This is a genomic window from Streptomyces galbus (assembly GCF_005280195.1).
Classification (GTDB): domain Bacteria; phylum Actinomycetota; class Actinomycetes; order Streptomycetales; family Streptomycetaceae; genus Streptomyces; species Streptomyces galbus.
On sequence record NZ_SZPR01000008.1, the window covers coordinates 121769 to 144891 of the forward strand.

The 23123-nt window shown below is 74.3% G+C and carries 26 protein-coding genes and 1 pseudogene; 5 read left to right on the forward strand and 22 right to left on the reverse strand.

From position 1 onward, the window contains the following. Positions 1-62 precede the first annotated feature (62 nt). Positions 63-623: pseudogene (locus E4U92_RS05035) on the forward strand (phosphatase PAP2 family protein); the annotation flags it as partial. Between the two features lie 133 nt (positions 624-756). Continuing rightward, the gene (locus E4U92_RS05040) at positions 757-1578 is read left to right on the forward strand and encodes a class I SAM-dependent methyltransferase (RefSeq protein ID WP_137299028.1); all 822 of its coding nucleotides are present in this window, start codon (positions 757-759) and stop codon (positions 1576-1578) included. Positions 1579-1657: 79 nt separating this feature from the next. Here the strand turns inward: E4U92_RS05040 and E4U92_RS05045 are convergent, their stop codons facing one another. The 13 genes from E4U92_RS05045 to E4U92_RS05105 all read right to left on the reverse strand — a co-directional run bounded on the left by E4U92_RS05045 (position 1658) and on the right by E4U92_RS05105 (position 11431). Then, positions 1658-1921, reverse strand: coding sequence for a gas vesicle protein K (locus tag E4U92_RS05045; RefSeq protein WP_067230442.1), 264 nt, complete (start codon positions 1919-1921; stop codon positions 1658-1660). Between the two features lie 17 nt (positions 1922-1938). Further along, positions 1939-2127 carry a gas vesicle protein gene (locus E4U92_RS05050; RefSeq protein WP_137299029.1) on the reverse strand — a complete coding sequence of 63 codons (189 nt, stop codon included), beginning with the start codon at positions 2125-2127 and terminating at the stop codon, positions 1939-1941. Further along, the gene (locus E4U92_RS05055) at positions 2124-2942 is read right to left on the reverse strand and encodes a GvpL/GvpF family gas vesicle protein (RefSeq protein WP_137299030.1); all 819 of its coding nucleotides are present in this window, start codon (positions 2940-2942) and stop codon (positions 2124-2126) included. The genes E4U92_RS05050 and E4U92_RS05055 overlap by 4 nt, the downstream gene beginning before the upstream one ends. After that, the gene (locus E4U92_RS05060) at positions 2939-3277 is read right to left on the reverse strand and encodes a gas vesicle protein (protein ID WP_137299031.1); all 339 of its coding nucleotides are present in this window, start codon (positions 3275-3277) and stop codon (positions 2939-2941) included. Before E4U92_RS05060 ends, E4U92_RS05055 begins: the two co-directional genes overlap by 4 nt. After that, complete coding sequence (locus E4U92_RS05065; protein ID WP_137299032.1) at positions 3274-4557, reverse strand: SRPBCC family protein; 1284 nt, start codon at positions 4555-4557, stop codon at positions 3274-3276. The genes E4U92_RS05060 and E4U92_RS05065 overlap by 4 nt, the downstream gene beginning before the upstream one ends. Next, on the reverse strand, positions 4554-5192 hold the full coding sequence (locus tag E4U92_RS05070) for a DNA primase (protein WP_137299033.1): 639 nt from the start codon (positions 5190-5192) through the stop codon (positions 4554-4556). The genes E4U92_RS05065 and E4U92_RS05070 overlap by 4 nt, the downstream gene beginning before the upstream one ends. Next, positions 5189-5452: a gas vesicle protein GvpG gene (locus E4U92_RS05075; protein WP_137299034.1), complete on the reverse strand. Its 264-nt coding sequence runs from the start codon at positions 5450-5452 to the stop codon at positions 5189-5191. Before E4U92_RS05075 ends, E4U92_RS05070 begins: the two co-directional genes overlap by 4 nt. 41 nt (positions 5453-5493) lie before the next feature. Beyond that, positions 5494-6267, reverse strand: coding sequence for a GvpL/GvpF family gas vesicle protein (locus E4U92_RS05080; RefSeq protein WP_137299035.1), 774 nt, complete (start codon positions 6265-6267; stop codon positions 5494-5496). A gap of 19 nt (positions 6268-6286) precedes the next feature. Next, positions 6287-6724, reverse strand: coding sequence for a gas vesicle structural protein GvpA (locus tag E4U92_RS05085; protein ID WP_137299036.1), 438 nt, complete (start codon positions 6722-6724; stop codon positions 6287-6289). A gap of 93 nt (positions 6725-6817) precedes the next feature. Beyond that, positions 6818-7165, reverse strand: coding sequence for a gas vesicle protein GvpO (locus E4U92_RS05090; RefSeq protein ID WP_079083947.1), 348 nt, complete (start codon positions 7163-7165; stop codon positions 6818-6820). Positions 7166-7225: 60 nt separating this feature from the next. Beyond that, the gene (ligD, locus tag E4U92_RS05095; protein ID WP_137299037.1) at positions 7226-8152 is read right to left on the reverse strand and encodes a non-homologous end-joining DNA ligase; all 927 of its coding nucleotides are present in this window, start codon (positions 8150-8152) and stop codon (positions 7226-7228) included. Beyond that, a complete protein-coding gene (locus E4U92_RS05100; RefSeq protein ID WP_137299038.1) occupies positions 8149-9999 on the reverse strand; it encodes a transketolase in 1851 nt (616 codons plus the stop codon). Before E4U92_RS05100 ends, ligD begins: the two co-directional genes overlap by 4 nt. Before the next feature lie 4 nt (positions 10000-10003). Next, complete coding sequence (locus E4U92_RS05105) at positions 10004-11431, reverse strand: NAD(P)/FAD-dependent oxidoreductase (protein ID WP_137299039.1); 1428 nt, start codon at positions 11429-11431, stop codon at positions 10004-10006. A 205-nt stretch (positions 11432-11636) separates the two neighbouring features. Here E4U92_RS05105 and E4U92_RS05110 point away from each other — a divergent pair, with 205 nt between their 5' ends. Next, positions 11637-12590, forward strand: a complete 954-nt coding sequence (locus tag E4U92_RS05110) for an LLM class F420-dependent oxidoreductase (protein WP_137299040.1) — start codon at positions 11637-11639, stop codon at positions 12588-12590. 22 nt (positions 12591-12612) lie between these two features. Here E4U92_RS05110 and E4U92_RS05115 read toward each other — a convergent pair whose 3' ends face one another. Both E4U92_RS05115 and E4U92_RS05120 read right to left on the reverse strand, forming a co-directional pair. Beyond that, positions 12613-13662, reverse strand: coding sequence for an SDR family oxidoreductase (locus E4U92_RS05115; protein WP_137299041.1), 1050 nt, complete (start codon positions 13660-13662; stop codon positions 12613-12615). Between the two features lie 6 nt (positions 13663-13668). Beyond that, complete coding sequence (locus tag E4U92_RS05120) at positions 13669-14196, reverse strand: phage holin family protein (RefSeq protein ID WP_137299042.1); 528 nt, start codon at positions 14194-14196, stop codon at positions 13669-13671. Between the two features lie 99 nt (positions 14197-14295). Here E4U92_RS05120 and E4U92_RS05125 point away from each other — a divergent pair, with 99 nt between their 5' ends. Further along, entirely contained in the window at positions 14296-14646 is a 351-nt protein-coding gene (locus E4U92_RS05125; RefSeq protein ID WP_137299043.1) for a VOC family protein, read from the forward strand. A gap of 69 nt (positions 14647-14715) precedes the next feature. On the opposite strand, the gene E4U92_RS05130 is transcribed toward E4U92_RS05125, so the two are convergent. Continuing rightward, positions 14716-16668, reverse strand: a complete 1953-nt coding sequence (locus E4U92_RS05130; protein ID WP_137299044.1) for a DUF5107 domain-containing protein — start codon at positions 16666-16668, stop codon at positions 14716-14718. Positions 16669-16846: 178 nt separating this feature from the next. On the opposite strand from E4U92_RS05130, the gene E4U92_RS05135 reads away from it, so the two are divergent. After that, positions 16847-17194 carry a DUF6204 family protein gene (locus E4U92_RS05135; protein ID WP_137299045.1) on the forward strand — a complete coding sequence of 116 codons (348 nt, stop codon included), beginning with the start codon at positions 16847-16849 and terminating at the stop codon, positions 17192-17194. Here E4U92_RS05135 and E4U92_RS05140 read toward each other — a convergent pair. The 6 genes from E4U92_RS05140 to E4U92_RS05165 all read right to left on the reverse strand — a co-directional run bounded on the left by E4U92_RS05140 (position 17166) and on the right by E4U92_RS05165 (position 23121). Next, entirely contained in the window at positions 17166-17717 is a 552-nt protein-coding gene (locus E4U92_RS05140) for a GNAT family N-acetyltransferase (protein ID WP_137299046.1), read from the reverse strand. The genes E4U92_RS05135 and E4U92_RS05140 overlap by 29 nt on opposite strands. 20 nt (positions 17718-17737) lie before the next feature. Then, positions 17738-17983 (reverse strand): LapA family protein, encoded by a 246-nt coding sequence (locus tag E4U92_RS05145; RefSeq protein ID WP_137299047.1) that lies wholly within the window; start codon positions 17981-17983, stop codon positions 17738-17740. Positions 17984-18068: 85 nt separating this feature from the next. Beyond that, a complete protein-coding gene (locus E4U92_RS05150; RefSeq protein ID WP_168725033.1) occupies positions 18069-19022 on the reverse strand; it encodes a S66 peptidase family protein in 954 nt (317 codons plus the stop codon). Then, entirely contained in the window at positions 19019-20986 is a 1968-nt protein-coding gene (locus E4U92_RS05155; RefSeq protein ID WP_137299048.1) for a dipeptidyl-peptidase 5, read from the reverse strand. The genes E4U92_RS05150 and E4U92_RS05155 overlap by 4 nt, the downstream gene beginning before the upstream one ends. A gap of 4 nt (positions 20987-20990) precedes the next feature. After that, entirely contained in the window at positions 20991-22295 is a 1305-nt protein-coding gene (locus E4U92_RS05160; protein ID WP_137299049.1) for a M20/M25/M40 family metallo-hydrolase, read from the reverse strand. Further along, on the reverse strand, positions 22288-23121 hold the full coding sequence (locus E4U92_RS05165; protein ID WP_137299050.1) for a M55 family metallopeptidase: 834 nt from the start codon (positions 23119-23121) through the stop codon (positions 22288-22290). Before E4U92_RS05165 ends, E4U92_RS05160 begins: the two co-directional genes overlap by 8 nt. Positions 23122-23123 lie beyond the last annotated feature (2 nt).

The window sequence follows — 23123 nt, forward strand, 5'->3', positions numbered from 1 at the left end:
CCTCCGGTCGGCTGGGGTGCCCGTCCCGCGGGGGAACGGCCGCTTCAGGGTACCCGCAGGCCATGAGGAAGGATCTCGGTCCCGCCGGCCCGGCGGCGGGCCTGCGCGCGGGGCTGCTCGCGCTCGACCGGCGGGTGTTCGAGTTCGCGGCCGCCAGGCGCTGGCCCGCCGCCGGGCCGGTGCTGCCGCGGCTGAGCCGGGGCGCCGACCACGGGGTGCTGTGGGGCGCGGCGGCGGCCGCGATGGCGGTGAGCCGTACGGCCAGGGGCCGCCGGGCCGCCGCCCGCGGTGTGGCCTCGCTGGGGCTGGCGTCCCTGGTCATCAACACGCTCGGCAAGCGCTCGGTGCGCCGGACGCGGCCCGCGCTGGACGCGGTGCCGGTGGGCCGGCGGCTGCAGCGGCAGCCGTTCACCACGTCGTTCCCGTCGGGCCACGCGGCGTCGGCGGCGGCCTTCGCGACCGGGGTCGCGCTGGAGTCGCCGGGCTGGGGGGCGGCCGTCGCGCCGGTCGCGTTCTCGGTGGCGCTGTCCCGCGTCTACACCGGGGTGCACTTCCCCGGCGACGTCCTCGCGGGCGCGGCGCTCGGGGTGGGTGCCGCGTTCACCGTCAGGGGCCTGACACCATGAATTCTGACGATCCGTCAGTCCGCATGGCGAAACATATGGTCTCAGCATGCGGCCACGGGCGTACCGTGAGGACCATCGCCCCGGGCGTCCACGCCGCCCGGGGGCCGGTACGACGCGAAGGGGTTCAGTCATGCCGAAGGCGCAGGAGACCGCCGTCTACACGCACGGGCACCACGAGTCGGTGCTGCGGTCGCACACCTGGCGCACCGCCGCCAACTCAGCGGCCTACCTGATCGGTTCGCTCAAGCCCCACATGAAGGTCCTCGACGTCGGCTGCGGCCCCGGCACCATCACCGCCGACCTGGCCGCCCTGGTCCCCGAGGGGCACGTCACCGGCGTCGACCACGCGGCGGGCATCCTGGACCGGGCCCGGGCCACGGCGGCGGAACGGGGCCTGCGCAACGTCGACTTCGCGGTCGCGGACGTCCACGCCCTGGACTACCCGGACGACACCTTCTGCGTGGTCCACGCCCACCAGGTGCTCCAGCACGTGGGCGACCCGGTGCAGGCGCTGCGCGAGATGCGCCGGGTGACCAAGCCGGGCGGCTTCGTCGCCGTACGGGACTCCGACTACGCGGCGATGACCTGGTACCCGGAGTCGGCGGGGCTGGACGGCTGGCTGGACCTGTACCGGCGGGTGGCCCGGGCCAACGGCGGCGAGCCCGACGCCGGGCGCCGGCTGAAGGCGTGGGCGCTGGCCGCGGGCTTCACCGACGTCACCGCCACGTCCGCGACCTGGACCTTCAGCACGCCCGAGGAGCGGCAGTGGTGGAGCGGCCTGTGGGCGGACCGCACGGTGGCCTCGGCCTACGCCGAGCGGGCCACCGGGGGCGGCCACGCCACGCCGGACGAGCTGGCGGCCGTGGCGGAGGCCTGGCGGGAGTGGGGACGGCGCGAGGACGCCTGGTTCGCGGTGCTGCACGGAGAGGTCCTGTGCAGGAAGGACGCCTGACAACCGGATAATGTCCGCGATGCGGGCCGTGCGGACAGCGGGGGCCCGACGCGCCCCCCGGGGCTGGCTCCGCCCGGAATCACTCCCGGGGCAGCAGTGGCCCGAGCGGCCCGAGGTCCAGGTTCAGGTCCTCGGGCCGCAGCCCGTACCGGTCCCGCAGCTCGGCCATCCGGTCGTCGAGCAGCATCAGGGTCAGCCCGATCCGCTCCTCCTGCTCCTCGCTGAGGTCGCCCTGGTCGAAGCGGCGCACGGCCTGCCGCTCCATGAGCTGGCGGAGCAGTTCGACCACGGTGAGCACGAGCTTGACCAGGTCACGCTCGACGGTGTCCGGTTCCAGGTCCATGCGCCTGCGCGGCGGTGTCACGGCAAGTCTCCCCACGGTGAGGGCACGTTCTCGTTGACGGAGCTGATGAGCGCGTTGAGGTCGATGCGGACCAGGTCCACGTCGGCGATGCGCAGGGTGATGTCGCCCGCGATCACCACGCCGCCGGCCAGCAGCCGGTCCAGCAGGTCCACGAGCGCGATCTCACGGCGTTCGACGACGGTCACTCGGCCTCCCCTGATGTGTCGCCCGTACCGCCGGTGCCGGCCGCCTCGCCCGCACCGCGCCCCTCGGGATCGACGAACGAATAGGCCGCCCACGGGCCGGTGAGCTCCACGCGCATGCCCGGCTCCTCGTCCTTCGTGTGGTCGACGAGCTCCACGAACTCCTCGGAGTGGGCGCGCGGCACGAGGTACGCCGCGTTGAGCACGTTGTGCCCCGAGCCCCGGGTGAGCGCGGAGTTCTGCGGGGCGTGCAGACGGGAGTCCTCGGCGTGCGCGGCCAGCGTGCCGTGCAGCCGGGTGGCGAACCGCTCCGCCGCACGCCACCGGTCCTCGCGCTCCTGGGCCCGGTTGCGCCGCTGGCGCAGGTAGTCCCGGCCCGAGACCGGTTTCGCCGCGGGCGCGGCCTCGGCCGGCTCCTCGCCGCCCTCGATGTAGACCTTCACGCCCCACTCCACGCGGCCGTCGAGCCGGTCCAGCGTGCGCCGGAACGCCTCCTCGCCGGACTCGATCATCACGCGCACCCCGCTGTCGTCGCGGAACACCGTGGCGAGCCGCAGCGGCAGCGGGGTGGTGACCGCGGTGAGCGCGTCGACCACCTGCTGGTGGGCCCGGGCGGTGGCGCCGAGCCAGTCGAGGTCCTCCAGGTGCTCGCGCAGCGGCGCCTCCGCGAAGTCGCCCTCCGGCACCGAGCTGACCACGGCGACCAGGCCGTGGTGGGCCAGCATCTTGACCGGAGCGCCGCCCACGCCCGTGAGCTGGGCCTGGAGCGGCGCGTCGAAGGGGCGGCAGACCGCGTAGACGTAGCGCAGTCCGGTCATGGGGCCTCCTCCTCGCGGGTGCGGCCCAGCTCCAGCTGTTCGAGCCGGGCCAGTCGCTCCCGCAGTTCGGCGTTCTCACGGGCGAGCTCGTCGCGGCGGGCACCGGAGGACAACGACGGGTCGGACTCCCACCAGTCGATCCCCATCTCCTTGGCCTTGTCCACCGAGGCGACGATCAGGCGGAGCTTGATGGTGAGCAGTTCGATGTCGAGCAGGTTGATCCGGATGTCACCCGCGATCACGATCCCCTTGTCGAGGACGCGCTCGAGGATGTCCGCGAGGTTGGCGCCGCCGCCCTGGCCGTACGGATCGGGCAGTCGGGAGGCCGTCGTCATCGCCGGCTCCCCTCCTCGGCGGACTCCTCCTCCGGCTCCTCCTCGGTCTCGTACTCGTCCTCGTACTCGCCCTCGGCCTCTTCCTCGCCCTCGGGCTCCTCGTCGTACTCGGCGTCGTCCTCGGCCGTGGCGTCCTCCTCGGCGTACTCCGCGTCGTCCTCGGGCTCCTCCTCGCCCTCGGGCTCCTCGTCGTACTCCGCCTCGGCGTCGTCCTCGCCGTCCTCGGCGTCGGCGTCCTCGTCGTACTCCGCCTCGGCGTCCTCGTCCTCGACGTCCTCGCCGGCCTCGCCGTTCGCCTCGGCCTCGTCGGCGTCCTCGGCCTCGTCGGCGTCCTCGGCCTCGTCGGCCTGTTCGTTCTGCTCGTTCTCCTCTTCCTCCTCCGCCACGGCGTCCTCGTGGCTGCGAACCACTTCGCCGTCGCGGATCTCGCCGCGCCAGCCCTCCTGGGCCTCGCCCTTGAGGGTGACGTAGCGCGCGAAGTGCTTGAGGTCGAGACGGGCGCGGCGGCCCTGGGCGCGCCAGATGTTGCCCGTCTTCTCGAAGAGACCGGAGGGGTAGTACTCGATCACGAGCAGGACACGCGTGAGGTTGTCACCGAGGGAGTGGAAGGTGACCACGCCCTTGGTGGAGCCCTTGGCGCCCTCCGACGTCCAGGCGATCCTCTGGTCCGGGACCTGCTCGGTCGTGGTCGCCTTCCAGCTACGACTGGACCAGAAGATCTTCGCCTGCCAGTCGGAGTGGGTGTCGTCGGCGCGGTTGGCGCTCTTGACACCCTTGGCGAAGGTGCTGAAGTCCTGGTAGCGCGTCCACTGGTCGTACGCCGTGCGCAGGGGCACCCCGACGTCGATGTACTCCATGATCACGGTGGGCTTGTTGCCGGCCCCACCCTTGCCCTTGCCGCCGCCCTTGCCGCCGAGGTTCTTCAGGGCGCCGGTGACCTTGTCCTTGACGCGGGAGCCGCCGAGCTCCAGGGCGGTGCGCACCGGCCCCTTCCCCTCGGCGATCTTGCGCCCGCCGTCCAGGGCGAGTTTCGCGAAGCCGGGGCTCTTGCCCTCGGCGATGTCGTTCAGCTTGAGCGTGGTCTCGCCGAGCTTGCGGCCCACCCCCGTCAGCAGGCGCTCGGCCTGCGCGGTCAGGTACGCCTGCGCCTCTTCCTTCAGGCGCTCGGCCGCGTCGCTGTGCGCCACGGCGCTCAGCGGATTGGCGGACTGCGCGGAGTCCGTCGCGGACTTGCCCGCCGACTTCGCCGAGCCTGCCGCGGATCCCAGGGTCTCGGTCATCGGTCGCCACCTCCAGCCGAACGGCCGCGGGACGCCGTCTTGGCGGCGGTCTTGCGGGCCGGCGTCTTCTTGGTCGCCGTCTTCTGTGTGGCGGCCCGCTTCACCGGAGCCTTCTTGGCCGCCTTCTTCGCGGGCGCCTTCTTGGCGGGGGCCTTCTTCGCCGGCGGCTTGCGCGGCGCCTCGGCCTGCCCGTCCGCTTCCTCGGCGTCCTCGGCGTCCCGGTCGTCCCGGTCGTCCTCGTACTCGTCGTCCTCGTCCAGGTCCTCGGCCTCGCGGTCGTCCCGGTCCTCGGCCTCGTCCTCGTCGTCGGACCGCCCGCCGCCGGCGAGCTGCTCACGCATCTCGGCCGTACGGCCGTGCAGCCGGTCGGCGAGGCTGCCCAGCTGCCGCTCCAGCATCGCACCCGAGGCCGCCTTGCCGGCCCCGCGCAGGTCCTGGCGCAGCGAGTCGCCGAGCTCCTTGAACTGCGGGTTGTCCTTGAGCTGCTGGGACAGCAGGTCCCCGATCGCCTTCGGGCTGAGCTTGAGCTTCTTGCCCGCGACCAGGCCGCCGACCGCGATGGCCAGCTTGAGTTTCTTCGTCCGTCCCAGCAGGTATCCGGCCCCTACCGCGAGGCCCAGTCCTGTTCGGTTCATCGTGCTGTCCCGTCGTCCGATTGCGTGCCCCGGCGCATGGCCGCCTCGAGCCGGTCGAGGAGTTCGTCCTCCTGGCTGTCGAACTCCTCCTCAGTGATCTCCCCGGCCTCCAGCCGCTCCTCCAGACGAGCCAGCTCGGCCCGGATGGCAGAGGGGTCGTAGTAGATCCGCTCCGCTTCGCGGAGCACCTGTCCCATCACCCATCCGCTGCCGCGCACCGGGGCGAACGGCAGCAGCAACACCTCCCCGATCAGTCCCACCTGTCTCGCCCCTCTCGCTGCTCGTCACGGATTGCGGTGCCTCACTCCTGGGCCGCGGCCTCGCGCTGACCGGCCTGCTCGGCGGGCTCGGCGGGGCCGGGCTCGACGAAGCTGTACGGCGGCAGCGGACCGTTGGCCCGCACCTCGAGGTGGGGGTGGCTGCTGCGCAGCGCCTCCACGGCGGCCAGGAACTCCTGCGCGGAGTCCCGGGCGACGAGGAAGGACACGTTGGCCAGCCAGCCGGTGGACTCCGGGCCGGTGGCGACGGCCGCCGCGACCGGTTCCAGGGCCTGCTGGACCGCCACCGCGTCCTCGGCCTCCTGGGCCTTCACGGCGGAGGCGACCATCTCGCCGAGCTGGAGCTTCTGCTCGTAGCTGCCGCCGCCGGCCTTGCGGTTGGCCTCGGCGAGGGACCTCACCTCGGCGTTGGTGGCCATCACGTGGTGCAGGACGGCCTCTTCGACGTGGGTGGCCTTGATGTTGTACTCGACCTTGCCGTCCAGGGCGCGCAGCCGCTCCAGGTAGTGCTCGGCCCGCTCGGCCAGCACCCCGGTCACGGAGGCGTCGTCGGGGGCGACGCTGCCGAAGCGCATCGGCAGCACGCACCCGGACGCCTCCGCCTGGGCGAGGACGTTCTGGTGGGCGAGCAGGTCCCTGCGCTTGGGCCGCAGCCCCTCCGGCGAGTCACTGACGATCGCGGCGAGGTCGCCCTCCGTCAGGATCCGGATGGGCTCGGGCGGTTCCCCGACACCCGTGGTGCCCTCGGGTACCGCGGTGTGCGAGCGCGCGGTGATCCCGTAGACGTACGTGCTCACTCCTGCTCCTCCTTGCGGCTCACTCCGACTCCTCTTCCCTCTTGCGCCGCGTGGTCGCGGTCTTGCGCGTGCGCCGGACGGGCTGCTCCTCCTCGGAGCCCTCGTCGCGGGCCTGCTTGAAGGCGTCGGACACGGTCTGCGCCGCACCCGACAGGGCACCCTTGGACTTGCCGCGGGCGCCCGACTCGGTCACCTCACCGACGATCTCGGGCAGGCCGGGGCTCTTGCGCGGCCCCGCCTCCAGGTCGAGCCGGTTGCACGCCTCGGCGAAGCGCAGGTAGGTGTCGACGCTGGCGACGACGACGCGTACGTCGATCTTCAGGATCTCGATGCCGACCAGGGAGACCCTCACGAACGCGTCGATGACGAGTCCTCGGTCTAGGACGAGCTCCAGTACGTCGTAGAGGCCGCTGCTGCCGCCTCCGCCGCCGGTCTGCTGTGCCGGGACAACGGACATGCCGACCGTGCCTCCTTGTCTCGTGTCGTTGCGTGGTCTGGTGCGCGGGGCCGGGCCGGCGCGGTGTGTTTCCTCCGCTGGGCGCCGGCCCGGTCAGCCCCGCCGGTGGGCGTCGGAACGCCCCCGCTCGTAGCGCCGCACGCGCCGGTAGCCGGTGAGCTGTCCCTCGGGGTCGAGTTGGACTTCGTAGCTCGCCATCAGGCTCATGGTGTCGGGCACGCGCGAGAGCTCGAGGACCTCGATCTCCAATTGCCAGCCGTCCTCCGTCTGCTCGAAGGACGACACGTTCTCGGCGACCATTCCGGTCAGCTCCGCCAGCTGGGCGCGCGCCTGGCGCAGGACTTCCAGCGGGGTCATCCGGCTGTCCGCCGCACTGTGCTCGTGATCGGGGTGTTCATCTCGTGCTTCCTGCGGCTGTGATGTGTTGTTTGTGTTCGACATGGCCACCTCGAACTTCGTGTGGCCGCACATGTCTTGGCCAAACCTGCACAACAACATGTATCAGCCACGCAGTGCGTCGAGCCTGCGCCGGGCCGGCCCCAGTGCCCGGCCCCGGCCCATCAGCCCTGACCAGGGGTTCTTGCGGCCCTGGTCGGCCGCGTCGGCGAGGGTCCAGCGGCGCGGGCCCAGCTCCGGATCGTCGAGCTGGTCCCACCCGACGGGGACGGCGACGGGCGCGCCGGGGCGGGCCCGCACGGTGAAGGGGGCGACCGCGGTCTGGGCGTAGCCGTTGCGCTGGACGTCCAGGTACAGGCGGGTGCCGCGGTCCTTCTTGCGGGCGGCCGTGGTGAGGTCGTCCGGGTGCTCGGCGGCGAGCAGCTCGGCGGCGTCCCGGGCGAAGGCGCGCACCTCGTCGAAGTCGTGGCGGCCGGTGAGCGGGACCACGACGTGCAGCCCGCGCGAGCCGGTCGTCATCAGTCCCGAGGGGAGCTGGAGCTCGTCCAGCAGTTCGCCGACCCACCGGGCGGCCCGGCGCACCGTCGCGAAGTCGTCCTCGCCGGGGTCGAGGTCGAACACCATGAGGTCCGGCCGGTCGAGGTCGCCGGTCCGCGAGAGCCAGCGGTGCACGGTGAGGCAGGCCTGGTCGGCGAGGTACACGAGGGTGGCGGCGTCGTCACACACGGTGTGGCAGACGGTGCCGTCCTCCTTGGGGACCTCGGCCCGGGTGATCCAGTCGGGATAGTGCTCGGGGGTGTTCTTCTGCATGAACCGGGGGCCGCCCACCCCGTCGGGGTGGCGCTCCAGCATCAGGGGACGGCCGCGCAGGTGCGGCAGCATGTACGCGGCGACGGAGCGGTAGTACGCGGCGAGGTCGCCCTTGGTGTACGCGGGGGCGGAGCCCTCGGCGGGGAACAGCACCTTGTCCGCCCGCCGCACCGGGACGCTGCGCCGGCCCGCGCGGACCGTCAGCTCGGCATCGCCGCTCACGGCGCGATCGCCTGTTCCACCAGCAGCCGGACGGCGGCGGCGACCGACTCGGCGTCGATGCCCGCGGTGTGCAGCTGCTCCTGCGGGGAGGCGGAGCCCGGCATGGAGGTGACCGCGAGGCGCACCAGGCGGGGCACCGGGCGGCCGTCGACGAAGGCGTCGAGCACGGCGTCACCGAGACCGCCCTCGGGGTGGTGGTCCTCCACGGTGAGCAGGCAGCCGGTCGCCTCGGCGGCCCGGCGCAGGGTGTCGCGGTCCACGGGCTTGACCGAGTACAGGTCGATCACGCGCACCGGGATGCCCTGCGCGCCGAGGGCGTCGGCGGCGGCCAGCGCCTCGGGCACGGTGACGCCGGCCGCGACGATCGTCACCCGGTCGTCCGGGCCCGAGGACCGCAGCACCTTGCTGCCGCCGACCGGGAACTCCTCGTCCGGCCCGTAGAGCACCGGGCCGTCGCCGCGCGAGGTGCGCAGGTAGCGGACGCCGTCGAGGCCGGCCATGGTGGCGACGAGCCGCGCGGTCTGGTGGGCGTCGCACGGGTACAGCACCGTCGAGCCGTGCACGGACCGCATCATCGCCAGGTCCTCCAGGCCCATCTGGGAGGGCCCGTCCTGCCCGATCGCCACGCCCGCGTGGGAGCCGACGAGGTTGATCCCGGCGCCGCTGACGGCCGCCATGCGAATGACGTCGTGCGCCCGGGTGAGGAACGCGGCGAAGGTGGAGGCGTACGGCACCCAGCCGCGCGCGGCGAGTCCGACGGCGGCCGCGACCAGTTGCTGCTCGGCGATGTAGCACTCGACGTAGCGCTCGGGGTGCTCCTTGGCGAAGAGCTCGGCCCGGGTGGAGTCGCCGACCTCGCCGTCGAGGGCGACCACGTCGCCGCGGGCGGTGCCGAGGGCGGCCAGGGCCTTGCCGAAGGCGTCCCGGGTGGCGGCCCTCTCGCCCTGCTCCCAGCGCGGCAGGTCGAGCCCGCCGCCGGGGACGGAGTGCAGCACCCGGTCGACGTCCGGGGTGTGGACGCGCACGCGCAGGTCGCGCAGGCCGCCCAGCTCCTCGATCGCGTCGTCGGCGTTCTTCAGCGGCTTGCCGTGCAGGCCCTCGAGGTCCTCGATGTCGGCGACGCCCTTGCCCTTGAGGGTGCGGGCGAGGATCACGCTGGGCTGGCCGAGGGTGGAGCGGGCCTCGCCGCAGGCGCGGTCGATCGCGTCGACGTCGTGCCCGTCGATCTCGACGGTGTGCCAGCCGAAGGCCCGGAAACGCCGCGCGTAGGCGTCGAGGTCGTGGCCGTGCCGGGTCGGGCCGCGCTGGCCGAGCCGGTTGACGTCCACGATCGCGGTGAGGTTGTCGAGGTTCTCGTACGACGCGTGCTCGGCGGCCTCCCAGATCGATCCCTCGGCCAGCTCGCTGTCGCCGCACAGCACCCACACCCGGTAGGCGTGGCTCTCCAGCCGCTTGCCGGACAGTGCGATGCCCACCGCGACGGGCAGTCCCAGGCCCAGCGAGCCGGTGGCCGTCTCGACCCACGGCAGCCGCCGCGGGGTGGGGTGGCCCTCCAGGCGGCTGCCCAGCTCGCGGAAGGTCAGCAGCTCGTCGTCGTCGACGGCGCCGGCCGCCTTGTAGGCCGCGTACAGCAGCGGTGAGGCGTGCCCCTTGGACAGGACGAAGCGGTCGTTGGCGGGGTGTTCGGGGCGCTCGAAGTCGTAGTGGAGGTGGTGGGCGAGCAGGACCGCCATGAGGTCGGCGGCGGACATCGAGGAGGTCGGGTGCCCGGAGCCCGCTGCCGCCGAGGCGCGGATGCTGTCGACGCGCAACTGCTGGCCGAGTTCGGCGAGTTCGGCGCTGTCCATGGGTCTACTGGTCTCCTTGCGCGGGAGTGTCGGATCGCTTGACGGGGCCGGGCGCGGGGTGCGCGCCCGGCGCGGTCGCGGGGTGGTCGCGGGCGGGTGCGCCGCCGGACCGGTGCCCGGCGGGCTCCCCGCCCGGCATCCGCACCAGCTCGGGGGACGCGGTGTCCAGCGGCACGGACCAGGACCGTACGAGGCCCAACTGCACGCCCTGGCGCGGCAGTACGGCGTCCAGCAGCCAGTCGGCTGCGACCCGGACCCGGTTGCCGGGCATGGCCGCCAGGTGGTAGCCGCGCGTGACCGCGCCGGCCAGCGGGCCGGACAGCGGCACGCCGAGCGGGTTCGCGGCGGCCTGGACCCCGCCGAGGTCCACCACGAACCCCAGGTCCTTGTGCCGGTAGGACCGCAGCTCGCCCCCGATCAGCGAGGCGGCGACGTTCTGCCCGGCGACCTTGCCCTGCCGCCAGGCGTGCTGGGCGGTCATCGGCGTGTACTGGCCCGGCTCGTCGAGGTCGGGAACGGCGGCGGCGTCCCCGCAGGCGAACACCTCGGGCCGGCCCGGGACCCGCAGCGTGGGCTCGACGAGCAGCCGGCCGCGCTCCATGGGCAGGCCCAGCGACTCGGCGAGCGGGTCGGGCCGCACGCCCACGCACCACACCAGGGTGCGGGTGTCGACGAACTCCCCGTCGGTCAGCAGGACCCCGTCGCGGGTGGCCTCCTTCACGGAGGTCCCCGTGCGCACCTCGACGCCCCGCCCGCGCAGCACGCGGCCGGCGGTGTCCGACAGCCGCCGGTCCAGCTCGGGCAGCACGCGCCCGGCCAGGTCCAGCAGCAGCCAGCGGGGGCGGACGCCGTCGCGCAGGGGGTGCTTGCGGACCAGCGCGTCGGTCAGCAGCTGCCCCTGTGCCGCGACCTCGGTGCCGGTGTACCCGGCGCCGACCACCACGAAGGTGCACCGGGCGGCGCAGCTCTTGGGGTCGTCGGCGGAGGCCGCGAGCTCGATCTGGCGGGTGACGTGGTCGCGCAGGTACAGGGCCTCGGGCAGACCGCGGAAGCCGTGGGCGTGCTCCGCGACCCCCGGGACGGGCAGCAGCTTGTTGACGCTGCCGGCGGCCAGGACGAGCCGGTCGTAGGCGAGGGTGGCGGTGTCGCCCTCGGGACCCGTGCAGTGGACGCTGCGCGCGTCGAGGTCGATGTGGTCGGCCTCGCCGAGGACGAGCCGGACGCCGCGCAGGGTGCCGCTGAGGGAGACGGTGACCCGGCGCGGCTCGAGGATGCCGGCGGCCACCTGGGGCAGCAGGGGAAGGTAGAGGAAGTAGTCGGTCGGGTTCAGCAGGGTGATGTCGGCGCGGCCCCGGGCCGCCCGGCTCAGGGTGCGGGCCGCGCGGTAGCCGGCGAAGCCGGCGCCGACGATCACGATGCGGGGTCGACTCACGGGCGGGCCTCCGGCGGTGTGGCGGGCGTGGTGCTCCTGCGGGGTGTCTCGGCTGCGCGACGGTCCGGCATTCCGCGTCCCCCTGGGTGCCGGGGCCAAACCCGGGCCCGGGCGCGCGGCGGGAGCACGCCGGTTTCCGCGCCGGGCCCCGGGTACCCGGGCGCCGAACGACCCGATCGCCTTTCCCCCCGTGGAGGTACCCCCCATGCCCGAGTACGGCTACTTCCTGTCCTGCGAGGAGTTCTCCCCCGCGGAGCTGGTGGAGCAGGCGCGGATGGCCGAGCAGGCCGGGTTCCAGGCGCTGTGGATCTCCGACCACTACCACCCGTGGAACGACGCGCAGGGCCAGAGCCCGTTCGTGTGGTCGGTGATCGGGGCGCTGTCGGAGGCGGTGTCGCTGCCGGTCGAGACCGCGGTGACCTGTCCGACGGTGCGGATGCACCCGGCGGTGGTGGCGCAGGCCGCGGCGACGAGCGCGGTGATGACCCGGGGCCGCTTCCGGCTCGGCGTCGGCAGCGGCGAGGCGCTCAACGAGCACATCCTCGGCGACGCCTGGCCGCCCGCGACCGTGCGCCTGGAGATGCTGGAGGAGGCGATCCAGGTGATGCGCCGGCTGTTCACCGGCGAGGAGGTCACCCACCACGGCAAGCACTACACGGTGGAGAACGCCCGGCTGTACACGGTGCCCGACGAGCCGGTCCCGATCGACGTCTCCGGCTTCGGCCCGAAGGCGACCTCGCTCGCGGCGCGCGTCGGCGACGGCTACATCACGATGATGCCGGACGCGTCGATGGTGGAGCAGTACCGCAAGGGCGGCGGCGGCAGCAAGCCGGTCAGCGGCGGCATGAAGGTCTGCTACGGCACCGACCGCGACGAGGCGGTCCGTACGGTGCACAAGCTCTGGCCGAACCAGTTCCTGCCCGGCGAGATGGGCCAGATCCTGCCCACCCCGAGCCACTTCGAGCAGCTCGAGCCGCTGGTGACCGAGGAGATGGTGGCCGACGGCACGGTGTGCGGGGACGACGTGGACCAGCACGTGGCGGCGCTGACGGAGTTCGCGGACGCCGGGTTCGACCGGATCTACGTCAACCAGATCGGCCCCGACCAGCAGGGCTTCTTCGACTTCTACCGCACGAAGGTGCTCCCCCGGCTGCCGTGAGCCGGGCGCACGTGGGCCGTGGTCACCGCGGGCGCCCGCTGCGGCGCAGGCCCGCGGTGACCGCGGCCACGGCGCCGCCCGCGAGGAGCCCCAGGCCGACGCGGGAGCGGTTGCGCGAGGCCCATTGCTGGACGCTGCGGTCCGCCGACTCCTCGCCGAAGCGGCCGTGCGCGCCGAAGTCGTGGCCGTGCGGCCCGTCCAGCGGGGACCACAGGTTGCCGTCCCGGGTGGGCGGCTCGCCCTCGTCCTGCTGGGAGTCGTACCCGGTGCGGCCCAGGTAGCGGTCCAGCAGGCCCGGTACGACGGCGTTGGCGAGGAGGGTGGCCGCCGTGGAGCCGCCGACCCAGTACTCGCGCCGCCGGGCGTGTCCGGCCGCGTGCACGATCGCACGGGCCGCGACCTCCGGCTGGTAGACGGGCGCGACGGGCCGGGAGCGGCGGGACATCCGGTCCACCACCCAGTCGAACTGGGGGGTGTTTAGGGCGGGCATCTGCACCATCGTGGTGCGCACCCGGCTCCTGTCGTGCAGCAGCTCGCAGCGCAGCGACTCGTTGAAGCCCTGGATGGCGTGCTTGGCCCCGCAGTACGCGGACTGCAGCGGCACCCCGCGGTAGGCGAGCGCGGAGCCCACCTGCACGATGGTGCCGTGGTCCCGGGGCAGCATGTGCCGCAGCGCCGCCCGGGTGCCGAACACGTAACCCAGGTAGGTCACTTCGGTCACCCGGCGGAACTCGTCCGGGGTGATCTCGGCGAACGGCGCGAAGATCCCGGTGAAGGCGTTGTTGACCCAGACGTCGATCCGGCCGAACGCGTCCACGACCCGCTGGGCGGCGTCCTCCACGGCCCGGGCGTCGGCCGTGTCGACGGGGACGACCAGCGCCTGTCCGCCCGCGCGGCGGACGTCGTCCGCCGCCGCGTCGAGGCCCTCGCGTCCGCGGGCCAGGAGGGCGACCCGGTCGCCGCGGGCGGCGAAGGCACGGGCCGTGGCCCGGCCGACGCCGCCGCTGGCTCCGGTCACCACGACGACCCTGCTCGTGGCGTCCTTCGGTGCCGGTGTCCATGGTGTGCGCATGGTGCCTCACGCCCGGTGGTGCGGGCCCTCGGGGTCGACGTCGTCGCGGCCGGGCGCGGCGGGCGTGGTGCCCGGCACGGCCGGTCCGCCGGCGGCCGGGAAGCCGGTGGCGCCGGCCGCGCTGCTCGGGGCGACCGGCGGCATGGGCGGGGCCGCGGGGGGCGTGGCCGGCGGGGTGCCGCCGGCGGCCGGGCCGCCGTGGCCCGCGTGTCCGAGCCCGTGCCCGGGGGCCGGGTGGGACGCGGAGGGCCGGGCGACGTTGCGCAGGAAGAAGGCGACGGCGCCGAGGATCACCGCGGTGATCAGGGCGGCCGCCCAGTCCGGCAGGCCGATGTCCAGGGCCAACCCGACGGCGAGCGCGACGGCGGCTCCGGCGTACAGGGCGACCGCGCCGGACGCGGCGTACAGCAGGGCGGTGCGGCGCTGCCGCCGGGTCTGCTCGCGCAGCTCCTCGCGGATGGTCTCCCGTGCCACCTGGGCGAGCTCGTCGACCAGGTGTCTGTCCAGATGCTCCAGGTGATCGATGCGGTCCATGGACTGCGGGTACCCGCCGTCACCGGCGCGTAACGCCGCGGCGGGCCGGCCGGGCCGGGGCCGGGACGTGCGGGCGGTGCCCCAACTAGGCTCGTGCGCATGGAGATTCTGGGAGCGACACTGCGCGTCTGCGTCGACGACCTGGAGGCCGCGGTCTCCTTCTACGAACGCCTCACCGGCACCCCGGCGCTGCGCTTCGCGCGCGGTGGCGTCGAGGTGGCGGCCGTGGGCTGCTTCCTGCTGATGAGCGGGCCGCAGGCCGAGCTGGAGGTGCTGCGCAAGGTCGCGGCGACCATCGCGGTCACCGACGTCGACGAGGCGCACAAGACCCTCACCGGGCTCGGCGCGGACATCGTGGCGGGCCCCGTGCCGACCCCGGTGGGCCGCAACCTCATCGCCCGCCACCCGGACGGCGCGGTCTACGAGTACGTCGACCGCAGGCCGGCCTGACCGGCCTGCGGCCACCCGGTCCCTTCCGCGGGCCTCCGGACGTCGGGCGGGGCCGGCCGTTCAGGCCCGTCACGTCCCTTCCGGGTGCATGCGGAAGTCCAGCCGGGCCGGCAGCGGGCCGTCCCCGGCGCGGGCCCACAGCCGGTCGATGTCGTCGGCGCCCTCGCGCAGGTCGGCCGGTTCCAGGCCGGCGTCGAGCACGGCCCGCGCCGCCTCCCGCCGCCCCTCGGCGAGCAGCAGCGCGGCCTCGGCCAGCCGGAACCGGCCCCGGGCGCGGATCTCGGGGCCCAGCCGCTGCCACACCGCGCGGGCGGCGGCCGGGCGGCCCGCGGCGAGCAGCGCCTCGATGGCCTCGCGGCCGAGCGCGGCGCTCGCCGCCGTCCAGGCGTCGCCGTCGTCGCGGCGCTCGCGGCACAGGTCGTCGAACGCCTCGGCGTACCGGTCGGCGGCCCGCTCGCCGTGCCCGGCGAGCCGGTCGGCCACGGCCAGGCAACGCAGCAACGGCCAGAGGGACGGGGCGAGTCCGAGGGCCCGTTCCCAGCTCCGCACCGCCTGCGCGTGGTCCCCGGCGTGCCACTGGGCGACGCCGAGGTGGTACTCGGCCGACGGGGTGGCCGGGGCGGTCTCCAGCATGTCCCGCCAGTGCGGGGCGACCAGGCTGGGTCCCGGCGGACGGACGCGGCGCGGCTCGGGGTAGGAGCCGGTCCGCAGCAACTCCCGCCACGGTTCCTGCTCTTCGCCGAGCGTCTCCTCGGGGAAGGGGGTGCCGGGCAGCTTCCAGCCGGCGCGCAGCACTTCGAGGGCGCCCCAGCCGGACCCGGTGGCCAGCACCTCGCCGGGGTCGGTGTCGGCGCGGGACCGCCAGGCGGCGTACGCCGCGTCGACGGCGGCCCGGGGCAGCGCGGCGGCCAGCCGGGCCTCGGCCTCCCGGACCACGTCGGTCCAGGCGCCGTCGCGCGGGGCGTCCAGCGGGCCGTACGCCTCCAGCCAGGACACCTCGCTCTGCGCCTCCAGCCGGACGTGCTCGAGCTGGGTGCGGGCGAGGCCGGCCTGGATCTCGCAGTAGCCGCCCGTGCCGGGCTCGGTGAGCCACTCCTGCCAGCGCCGGCCGCCCGGTCCGGTGCCCCACACGAACAGCTTGCGCCCGCGCAGCGCGTCGGTCGACGTCTGCACGAGGCCGTGCCCGTCGGCGTCCAGCGCGGCGATCCAGCGGCGCCGGCCGGCCGGGACGTCGTAGAAGTAGTCGGCGGCGTGACGGCTGCCGAGCGGGTGGCTGCGGTCGGCGCCGTCGTGCACGGGGACCGGGACCCGGCGCAGCCGGCGCTCGTACCCGAAGTGGTACGCCGCGTCGGCGGGGGCGAGGACGCGGCACTCCTCGGGCACCGCGATGTTCGACCACCAGTACAGCGGGCGGGGCCTCTCGTGCGGGTTGCGCACGCGGACGCCGACGTACAGGAAGTCGGAGCCCTCCGGCAGCCACAGGTCGACCTGGAAGGGCAGGTCGCGCAGCCGCTCCCACTCCCACAGGCGCAGCATCGCGCCGCCGTCGGGGGCGGGGACACGGGCGGCGTGCAGGGGCGAGCAGGACAGGGTGGTGTGGCCGGTGGCGCCGATGTTCCACTCGACACCACCGGAGTACCAGGCGCCGTTGAGGGCGAAGTTCGCCGGCTGGAACACCGGGTTGCGGTAGAGGAGTTCACGGCTCGTCGGCTTGTGGAACAGGGAGGCGACGCGGCCGCCGAGGGACGGCAGGACGGTCACGGCCAGGCGGTCGTTCTCCAGGACCAGGGCGTCGAGGTCGCGCGGCACGCGCCGTCTGCCGTAGCCGTCGCGCACCCGCACGGGCAGCAGGCTGCGCAGCGGCTCGTACCGGATCTGGCGGGCCATCTCGCGCGGCAGGTCCTCCAGGTCGCGGTCCTGGACGTGGTGGACCTCGTCGAGCGGGCTCAGCGGGGGCAGCGGGTTGTCGGGTCCCAACTCGGCGGCGGGCAGGGTCACTACGGCACGTCGGATGCTCGTCACGTCCCCATGGAAACCTCCGGCGGCGGGGCTGACCAGGGCCGCCGCAGGTCAGGATTGCGCAAAAGGGCGGATCCGGGCGCCGTCGCGACCGCCGGGCCGCGCGGGGAAATCCCGTGGGCGCGGCGTCCCCGCCGCCGTAGAGTCGGGCCGGTCACGGCACGAGCGAGGAGCGCACACGATGACCGAGCAGCACACCTACCGGGTGATCGTCCGGGGCACCTGGGACGGCCTCACCGAGGAGGCCCGCACCCGGTTGCTCGCGGAGGCGGACCGGCACGGGCTGGCGATCATGCGGTTCACCGAGGAGGGCACGCTGACCTACGAGCCGCGCCCGCTGAAGCACTTCTCGATGCGCTTCGTGGTGGTGTCGGACGCGGCCGACGGCGAGGAGATGGCGGGCGCGGTCGCCGAGGACCGTGCCGAGTCGGCGCTGCGCGCGCTCGGGTACGGCTGGACGGCGCTGCGCTCGACCGTCACCGACCTGGACACCATGAAGGTCAACCGGAGGTCCGCATCTCGACGGTGAGCGCCCAGCGTTCGTGGTCGCGCCAGTCGCCGTCGATGTAGAGCATCTTCGGGGAGAAGCCCTCCAGCCGGAAGCCCGCGGCCCGGGCGAGGGCGACGGAGGCCGTGTTCAGCGGCTGCACGTTGATCTCCAGGCGGTGCAGCCGCATCGGTCCGAAGGCGTGCCCGACGACCAGGTCCAGCCCCTCGCGCATCAGGCCGCGCCCGGCGGCATGGGCGAAGGCCCCGTAGCCGAGCGCGCCGCACTGGAAGGCGCCCTCGACGATGTTGTTGATGTTGACGAAGCCCGCGAGGGCCCCGTCGTCCCGGGTGCACACCAGGAAGCCGGCCTTCGACGGGTCCTCGATCAGCCGCGCGGCGTACGCGGTGTAGGCCTGGGGCGTGGTGGGCGGGAACAGCCAGGGGTGGTGCAGGTCCTTGCTCTCCCGGGCCCGCGCGGTGAACTCGGCGGCGTCCTCGTAGGTGAAGTGGCGTATGCCCACCCGGGGGCCCTCGGCGAGGAAGCGGGACGGTGTGTGCGGCATCGGGCCAGGGTACGGCGCGGTCAGCGGCGCCGCCTCGCGAGGGTGAGGCAGGACCCGCACAGCGCGCCGATGACGCCGGTGGCGAGCAGGGCCACCCACAGCGGCATGGTCACCACGGGCACCAGCAGCCTGATCTCGGTGTCGGCCGTGTTCTCGAAGAGGAACACCAGCGCGAGGGCGGCGAGGACCAGGACGGCGATCCGGGCGGGGGTCAGCGCACGGGTCCGGGGCTCCCCGGTGCGGCGCTCGGAGGTCTTCGCGGTCATGGCACCAGGGTGCGCCCGACGGCGTCCGCCCGCACGCCGGCCCGGGCCCGGCGCCGCGGGGTGCCGGGTGACGGTGGCCGGCGTCTCAGAGCAGGGCGGGCTGGTCCAGGGTGAGTGTCCCCGCGTCCGCGTCGAGTTCGGCGCCGACACCGAACGGCACGGTCAGTGCGCCCGCCCCGTGCCCGAACCCGAACTCCTCGGCGACCGGCACCCCGAGGGCGCCGAGCCGGTCGGCCAGCACGTCCCGCACCCGCTCGTAGGGCCCGCACTCCTCCCAGGAGCCCAGCAGCACCCCGCGCACCCCGTCGAGCCACCCGGCGCGCAGGAGTTGGGTCAGGCTCCGGTCCAGCCGGTACGGGTGCTCCCCCACGTCCTCCAGGCACAGCAGCCCGCCCCGCGCCGACGGCCGGGCGGCGGGGGTGCCCAGGTCGGCCGAGAGGAGGCTGAGGCAGCCGCCGAGCAGGACGCCGCGGGCGCGGCCGGGAACCAGGGCGCGACCGCCGGGGGCTCCGGTGATCACCCGGACCGTCTCCGGCGCGAACAGCGTGGCCCGCAGATGGTCCTGGGCGCGGGCGTTCTTCAGGAAGTCGACGCCCGCCGCCATCGGCCCGTGCAGGGTGACCAGGCCGAGCCGGGTGGCGAACGCCTCGTGCAGCGCGGTGACGTCGCTGAACCCGACGAGCACCTTGGGCCCGGCGGCCCGCATCGCCTCCCAGTCGAGCAGGTCCACGACGCGCTGGACGCCGTAGCCGCCGCGGGCGCAGATCACGGCGGCCACGGACGGGTCGCACCAGGCGCGCTGGAGATCGGCCGCGCGGTCGGCGTCGGTGCCCGCCAGGTACGGGAAGCGCGGGTGCCGGTCCAGGACGTGGGGCGCGGCCACCGGGTCGAGGTCCCAGCCGCGCAGCACGTCGAGGCCGGCCTCCAGCCGCTCCTCGGGCACGGGGCCGCTCGGCGCGACGATCGCCACCCGGGCGCCGGGAGCCAGCCGGGGCGGACGCCGCAGCGGGGCCGGGGGCTGGGGCGGGCGATCCGTCACGGGGCGAGCTCCAGGGTCGGCACGCCGGGCGGCCGCAGGCCGAACACCTGCGCGTACAGGGAGAGTTCCGCCTCCAGGGCGCGCCGGACGGTCTCCGCGCGACGGAAGCCGTGGCCCTCGCCCTCGAAGGCGAGGTAGGCGTGCGGGACGCCCCGGCCCTCCAGGCGGGCCAGCAGCCGCTCGCACTGGGCGGGCGGGCAGATCACGTCGTCCAGGCCCTGCAGCAGCAGGAACGGCACGTCGATCCGGTCGGCGTGCTCGACGGGCGAGCGCTCGGCGTAGCGCCCGGGCACCTCGTCGAGCGGTCCGACCAGGCTGTCGAGGTAGCGGGACTCGAAGTCGTGGGTCTCCCCGGTCGCCCAGCCCGTCAGGTCCAGCACGGGGTAGATGATGGTGCCGCAGGCGTAGACGTCGGTGGTGGTGAGGGAGACGGCCGTGGTCCAGCCGCCGGCGCTGCCGCCGCGGATCGCGAGCCGGTCGCGGTCGGCGGTGCCCTCCTCGGCGAGGGCGAGGGCGACCGCGGCGCAGTCCTCGACGTCGACGACGCCCCACTGCTCGCGCAGCCGGTCGCGGTAGGCGCGCCCGTACCCGGTGGAGCCGCCGTAGTTGACCTCGACGACGCCGATGCCCCGGGTGGTGAAGTAGGCGATCTCCAGGTCGAGGACGAGGGGGAAGCGGCCCGTGGGCCCGCCGTGCGCCCACACGACGTAGGGCGGCCGCTCGGCGTCGGGGGCGGCGCAGCCGGGGTGGTGCGGCGGGTAGACGTGGGCGTGGATCTCGCGGCCGTCCGGTCCGCCGAAGGTGCGGATCTGCGGCTCGGGGTAGTGCGCGGGGTCCACCGCGTCCCGGTGGGCGGAGCCGATCACCCTGGCCCGGCCGGTGCGGGTGTCCAGCTCGACGACCTCGTAGGCGCTGCGGGGGCTGGCCGCGACGGCGGCGATGCGCTCGCCGTGCACCGCGAGGGTGGAGGCGAACTCGGTCCACGGGCCGGCCGCGTCCACGAGGTCGCCGGTCTCGGGGTCGAGCACGCCGAGGGCGGTGGTGCCGCTGCCGTGCACGACGGCGATCAGCCCGCTCTCCAGCGGGGCGAACCAGCGCTCCCCGAGCTTCCACAGGGCGCCGCCGAACTCCTCCTCGCGCCGGCACAGGGGCCGGCCGTCGCGGTAGAGGTTCCACCAGCCGCTGCGGTCGCTGGTGTACAGCAGGCCGCCGTCCGGCGCCCACTCGACCTGCGCCAGGGACTCCTCGGGCCCGCCGGCCACTGTCCGCGGGGCGCCCAGGGTGCCGTCGGGGCGGACGTCGGCGACGAGCAGTTCGGTGCCGTCCCACGGCATCCGCGGGTGGTCCCAGGCGAGCCAGGCGGCCCGCCGCCCGTCCGGCGACAGCCGTGCCCCGGTCACGAACCGGTGGGTGCCGTCGCTCAGTTCACGGACGGCCGAGCGGTCCTCGGCGGCCGACCCGTCCAGCGGTACGGCGGTCAGGACCCGCCGTACGTCCGTGGGGCCGTCGCCGGTGAACTCCTCCAGCACGCACCACACTTCGTCCCGCTCGGGCCGCACCACCAGGTCGGCCCAGCGCAGTCCGCCGCCCGTCGCCGAGAGCGGGGTGAGGGGCGTGGGCTCGCCGGCACCGGGCTCGTACCGGTACAGCCGCTGGTCGGCGAAGTGCGCGAAGACCACCAGGGGCCGGTCCTCGCGCACGGCGCCGTCCCAGGGGCGGCCGCCGTACTCCATGACCCGGCTGCGCACGTTCCACGGGGCGGCCAGCACCGACTCCTCGGTGCCGTCCGCGCGCCGTCGCACCAGGGTGCGGCGGCCGCCCTCGGCGGGCCGGGGCTCGGTCCACCACACCTCGTCGCCGACGAAGCCCACGTACTCGGGCCGTCCGTCGTGGGCGGCGGCGGTCGCCGCGTCGACGGGCGACGGCCACGCGCCGTACGGCAGGATGCGCACGTTCTCCCCCACTCGCCTAGGCCGTCCGCAGGAACCGGTCGAGGACGCGGACGCCGAAGTGCAGCGCGTCGACCGGGACGCGCTCGTCGACCCCGTGGAACATGGCCTGGTAGTCGTAGCCCTCGGGCAGTTTCAGCGGGGTGAACCCGTAGCCGGTGATGCCGAGCCGGGAGAACTGCTTGGCGTCGGTGCCGCCGGACATGCAGTACGGCACCACGTGTCCCTCGGGCGCGAACTCCCGTACCGCGTCGGCCATCCGGGCGTAGGTCGGGGAGTCCACCGGGGCCTGCAGGGCGACCTCGCGGTGGTCGAACTCCCAGTCCACGTAGGGTCCGGTCAGCTCGTCGAGGGTGGCGCGGAACTCCTCCTCGTGGCCCGCGAGATGGCGTCCGTCGACGTGGGCGACGGCCTGGCCGGGGACCACGTTCACCTTGTAACCGGCGGACAGCATCGTCGGGTTGGCGCTGTTGCGCACGGTCGACTCGACCAGGTGGGCGGCCGGCCCGAGCTTGTCCAGCAGGCCGTCGACGTCGCTCAGGTCAGTCTCGATGCCGTACAGCGCGGCCAGTTCGGTGAGCGCGGCCCGCACGGTCGGGGTGAGCCGCAGCGGCCACTCGTACTCGCCGATCCGGGTGATCGCCGCGGCGAGCCGGGTGACCGCGTTCTCCTGGTTGACCTTGGAGCCGTGTCCGGCGCGGCCGCGCGCGGTGAGCTTCAGCCAGCCGGTGCCGCGCTCCCCCGCGGCGATCGGGTAGATCTGCCGGCCGGCGCCGTCATGGAAGGTGAACGCGCCGGACTCGCTGACGCCCTCGGTGCAGCCCTCGAACAGGCCGGGGTGGCGGTCGGCGAGGAAGCCGGAGCCGTCCTCGGCGCTGGCCTCCTCGTCGGCGGTGAAGGCGATGACGACGTCCCGCCGGGGCCGCACGCCCTGCCGGGCCCAGGCGCGCACGACCGCGAGGATCATCGCGTCCATGTTCTTCATGTCGACCGCGCCGCGCCCCCACACGACGCCGTCGCGGACCTCGCCGGAGAAGGGGTGCACGCGCCAGTCGGCGGCCTCGGCGGGCACCACGTCCAGGTGGCCGTGCAGGAGCAGCGCGTCGGCGGACGGGTCGCTGCCCTCGACGCGGGCCACCACGTTGGTGCGGCCCGGGGTGTTCTCCAGGAGCACGGGCTCCAGACCGGCGCCGGCGAGCTGTTCGGCCGCGTACTCGGCGGCGGGCCGCTCCCGGCAGTCCCCGCCGCCCCGGTTGGTCGTGTCGATGCGGATCAGGTCCGAGGTGAACCGCACGACCTCGTCCAGCGCCTGCCCGTCAGCCATACTGCTCCTCCACCGCGGCCGAGGCGATCGTGGTGACCGCCTTGAAGGTGCGGATCGCCTCGTACATCGTTTCGTGCGTGTAGGCGACCTTGCGCTCGCCGATGCGGCCGACGCCGGGCACGACCGTGACGGCCGTCGCCAGGTGTTCGGCGTCGAACTCGACGGCGACTGTATACGGTCCACCGGTGACCGGATCCCGTCGGCCCGCCAGCGCCACGGCCTGCTGGGCGGCGGCCCGGATGTCGGCGGCGGTGCGGGCCGGGGTCCGGCACACGGCCGCGTACCGCGACACGTGGTCCTTCACGGCCACCTTCAGCGCCTCCGGGGCGTAGCCGAGGGCGTCCTCGCAGGCCAGGTCGTCGCCGGTGACCAGCACGACGGGCACGCCGTACTCGGCGACGACGTGCGCGTTGAGCAGGCCCTCGCTGGCGCGTACGTCGTTCAGCCACACGCCGGTGATCTGGTTGGCGAGGTAGGTGTGGGCGAGGACGCCTTCCATTCCGGCGCCCGCGTGGTAGCCGATGAACGCGATGCCGTCCACGTCGCCGTGCTGCACGCCCTCCACCATGGACAGCGCCTTGTGCCGGCCGGTGAGCATCTGCGCCCGGTCGTCGAGGTGTTCCAGGAGCAGGTTGCGCATCGTCCAGTGCGCCTCGTTGATCAGCACCTCGTCGGCCCCGCCGTCGTGGAAGCCGAGCACGGCGGCGTTCACGTCGGAGGTGAACATCGCCCGGCACCGTTCCCACTGGGGCGTCCCCGGCAACACGTCGGCGGGCCAGGTCACGCCGGTGGCGCCCTCCATGTCGGCGCTGATGAGGAGTTTCATGC

Coding starts and splice junctions, on each gene's coding strand:
- E4U92_RS05040 (WP_137299028.1), top strand. CDS start 757: ATGCCGAAGGCGCAGGAGACCGCCGTCTACACGCACGGGCACCACGAG.
- E4U92_RS05045 (WP_067230442.1), bottom strand. CDS start 1,921: ATGGACCTGGAACCGGACACCGTCGAGCGTGACCTGGTCAAGCTCGTG.
- E4U92_RS05055 (WP_137299030.1), bottom strand. CDS start 2,942: ATGACCGGACTGCGCTACGTCTACGCGGTCTGCCGCCCCTTCGACGCG.
- E4U92_RS05060 (WP_137299031.1), bottom strand. CDS start 3,277: ATGACGACGGCCTCCCGACTGCCCGATCCGTACGGCCAGGGCGGCGGC.
- E4U92_RS05065 (WP_137299032.1), bottom strand. CDS start 4,557: ATGACCGAGACCCTGGGATCCGCGGCAGGCTCGGCGAAGTCGGCGGGC.
- E4U92_RS05070 (WP_137299033.1), bottom strand. CDS start 5,192: ATGAACCGAACAGGACTGGGCCTCGCGGTAGGGGCCGGATACCTGCTG.
- E4U92_RS05085 (WP_137299036.1), bottom strand. CDS start 6,724: ATGTCCGTTGTCCCGGCACAGCAGACCGGCGGCGGAGGCGGCAGCAGC.
- E4U92_RS05090 (WP_079083947.1), bottom strand. CDS start 7,165: ATGTCGAACACAAACAACACATCACAGCCGCAGGAAGCACGAGATGAA.
- E4U92_RS05100 (WP_137299038.1), bottom strand. CDS start 9,999: ATGGACAGCGCCGAACTCGCCGAACTCGGCCAGCAGTTGCGCGTCGAC.
- E4U92_RS05110 (WP_137299040.1), top strand. CDS start 11,637: ATGCCCGAGTACGGCTACTTCCTGTCCTGCGAGGAGTTCTCCCCCGCG.
- E4U92_RS05115 (WP_137299041.1), bottom strand. CDS start 13,662: ATGCGCACACCATGGACACCGGCACCGAAGGACGCCACGAGCAGGGTC.
- E4U92_RS05120 (WP_137299042.1), bottom strand. CDS start 14,196: ATGGACCGCATCGATCACCTGGAGCATCTGGACAGACACCTGGTCGAC.
- E4U92_RS05125 (WP_137299043.1), top strand. CDS start 14,296: ATGGAGATTCTGGGAGCGACACTGCGCGTCTGCGTCGACGACCTGGAG.
- E4U92_RS05135 (WP_137299045.1), top strand. CDS start 16,847: ATGACCGAGCAGCACACCTACCGGGTGATCGTCCGGGGCACCTGGGAC.
- E4U92_RS05140 (WP_137299046.1), bottom strand. CDS start 17,717: ATGCCGCACACACCGTCCCGCTTCCTCGCCGAGGGCCCCCGGGTGGGC.
- E4U92_RS05145 (WP_137299047.1), bottom strand. CDS start 17,983: ATGACCGCGAAGACCTCCGAGCGCCGCACCGGGGAGCCCCGGACCCGT.
- E4U92_RS05160 (WP_137299049.1), bottom strand. CDS start 22,295: ATGGCTGACGGGCAGGCGCTGGACGAGGTCGTGCGGTTCACCTCGGAC.
- E4U92_RS05165 (WP_137299050.1), bottom strand. CDS start 23,121: ATGAAACTCCTCATCAGCGCCGACATGGAGGGCGCCACCGGCGTGACC.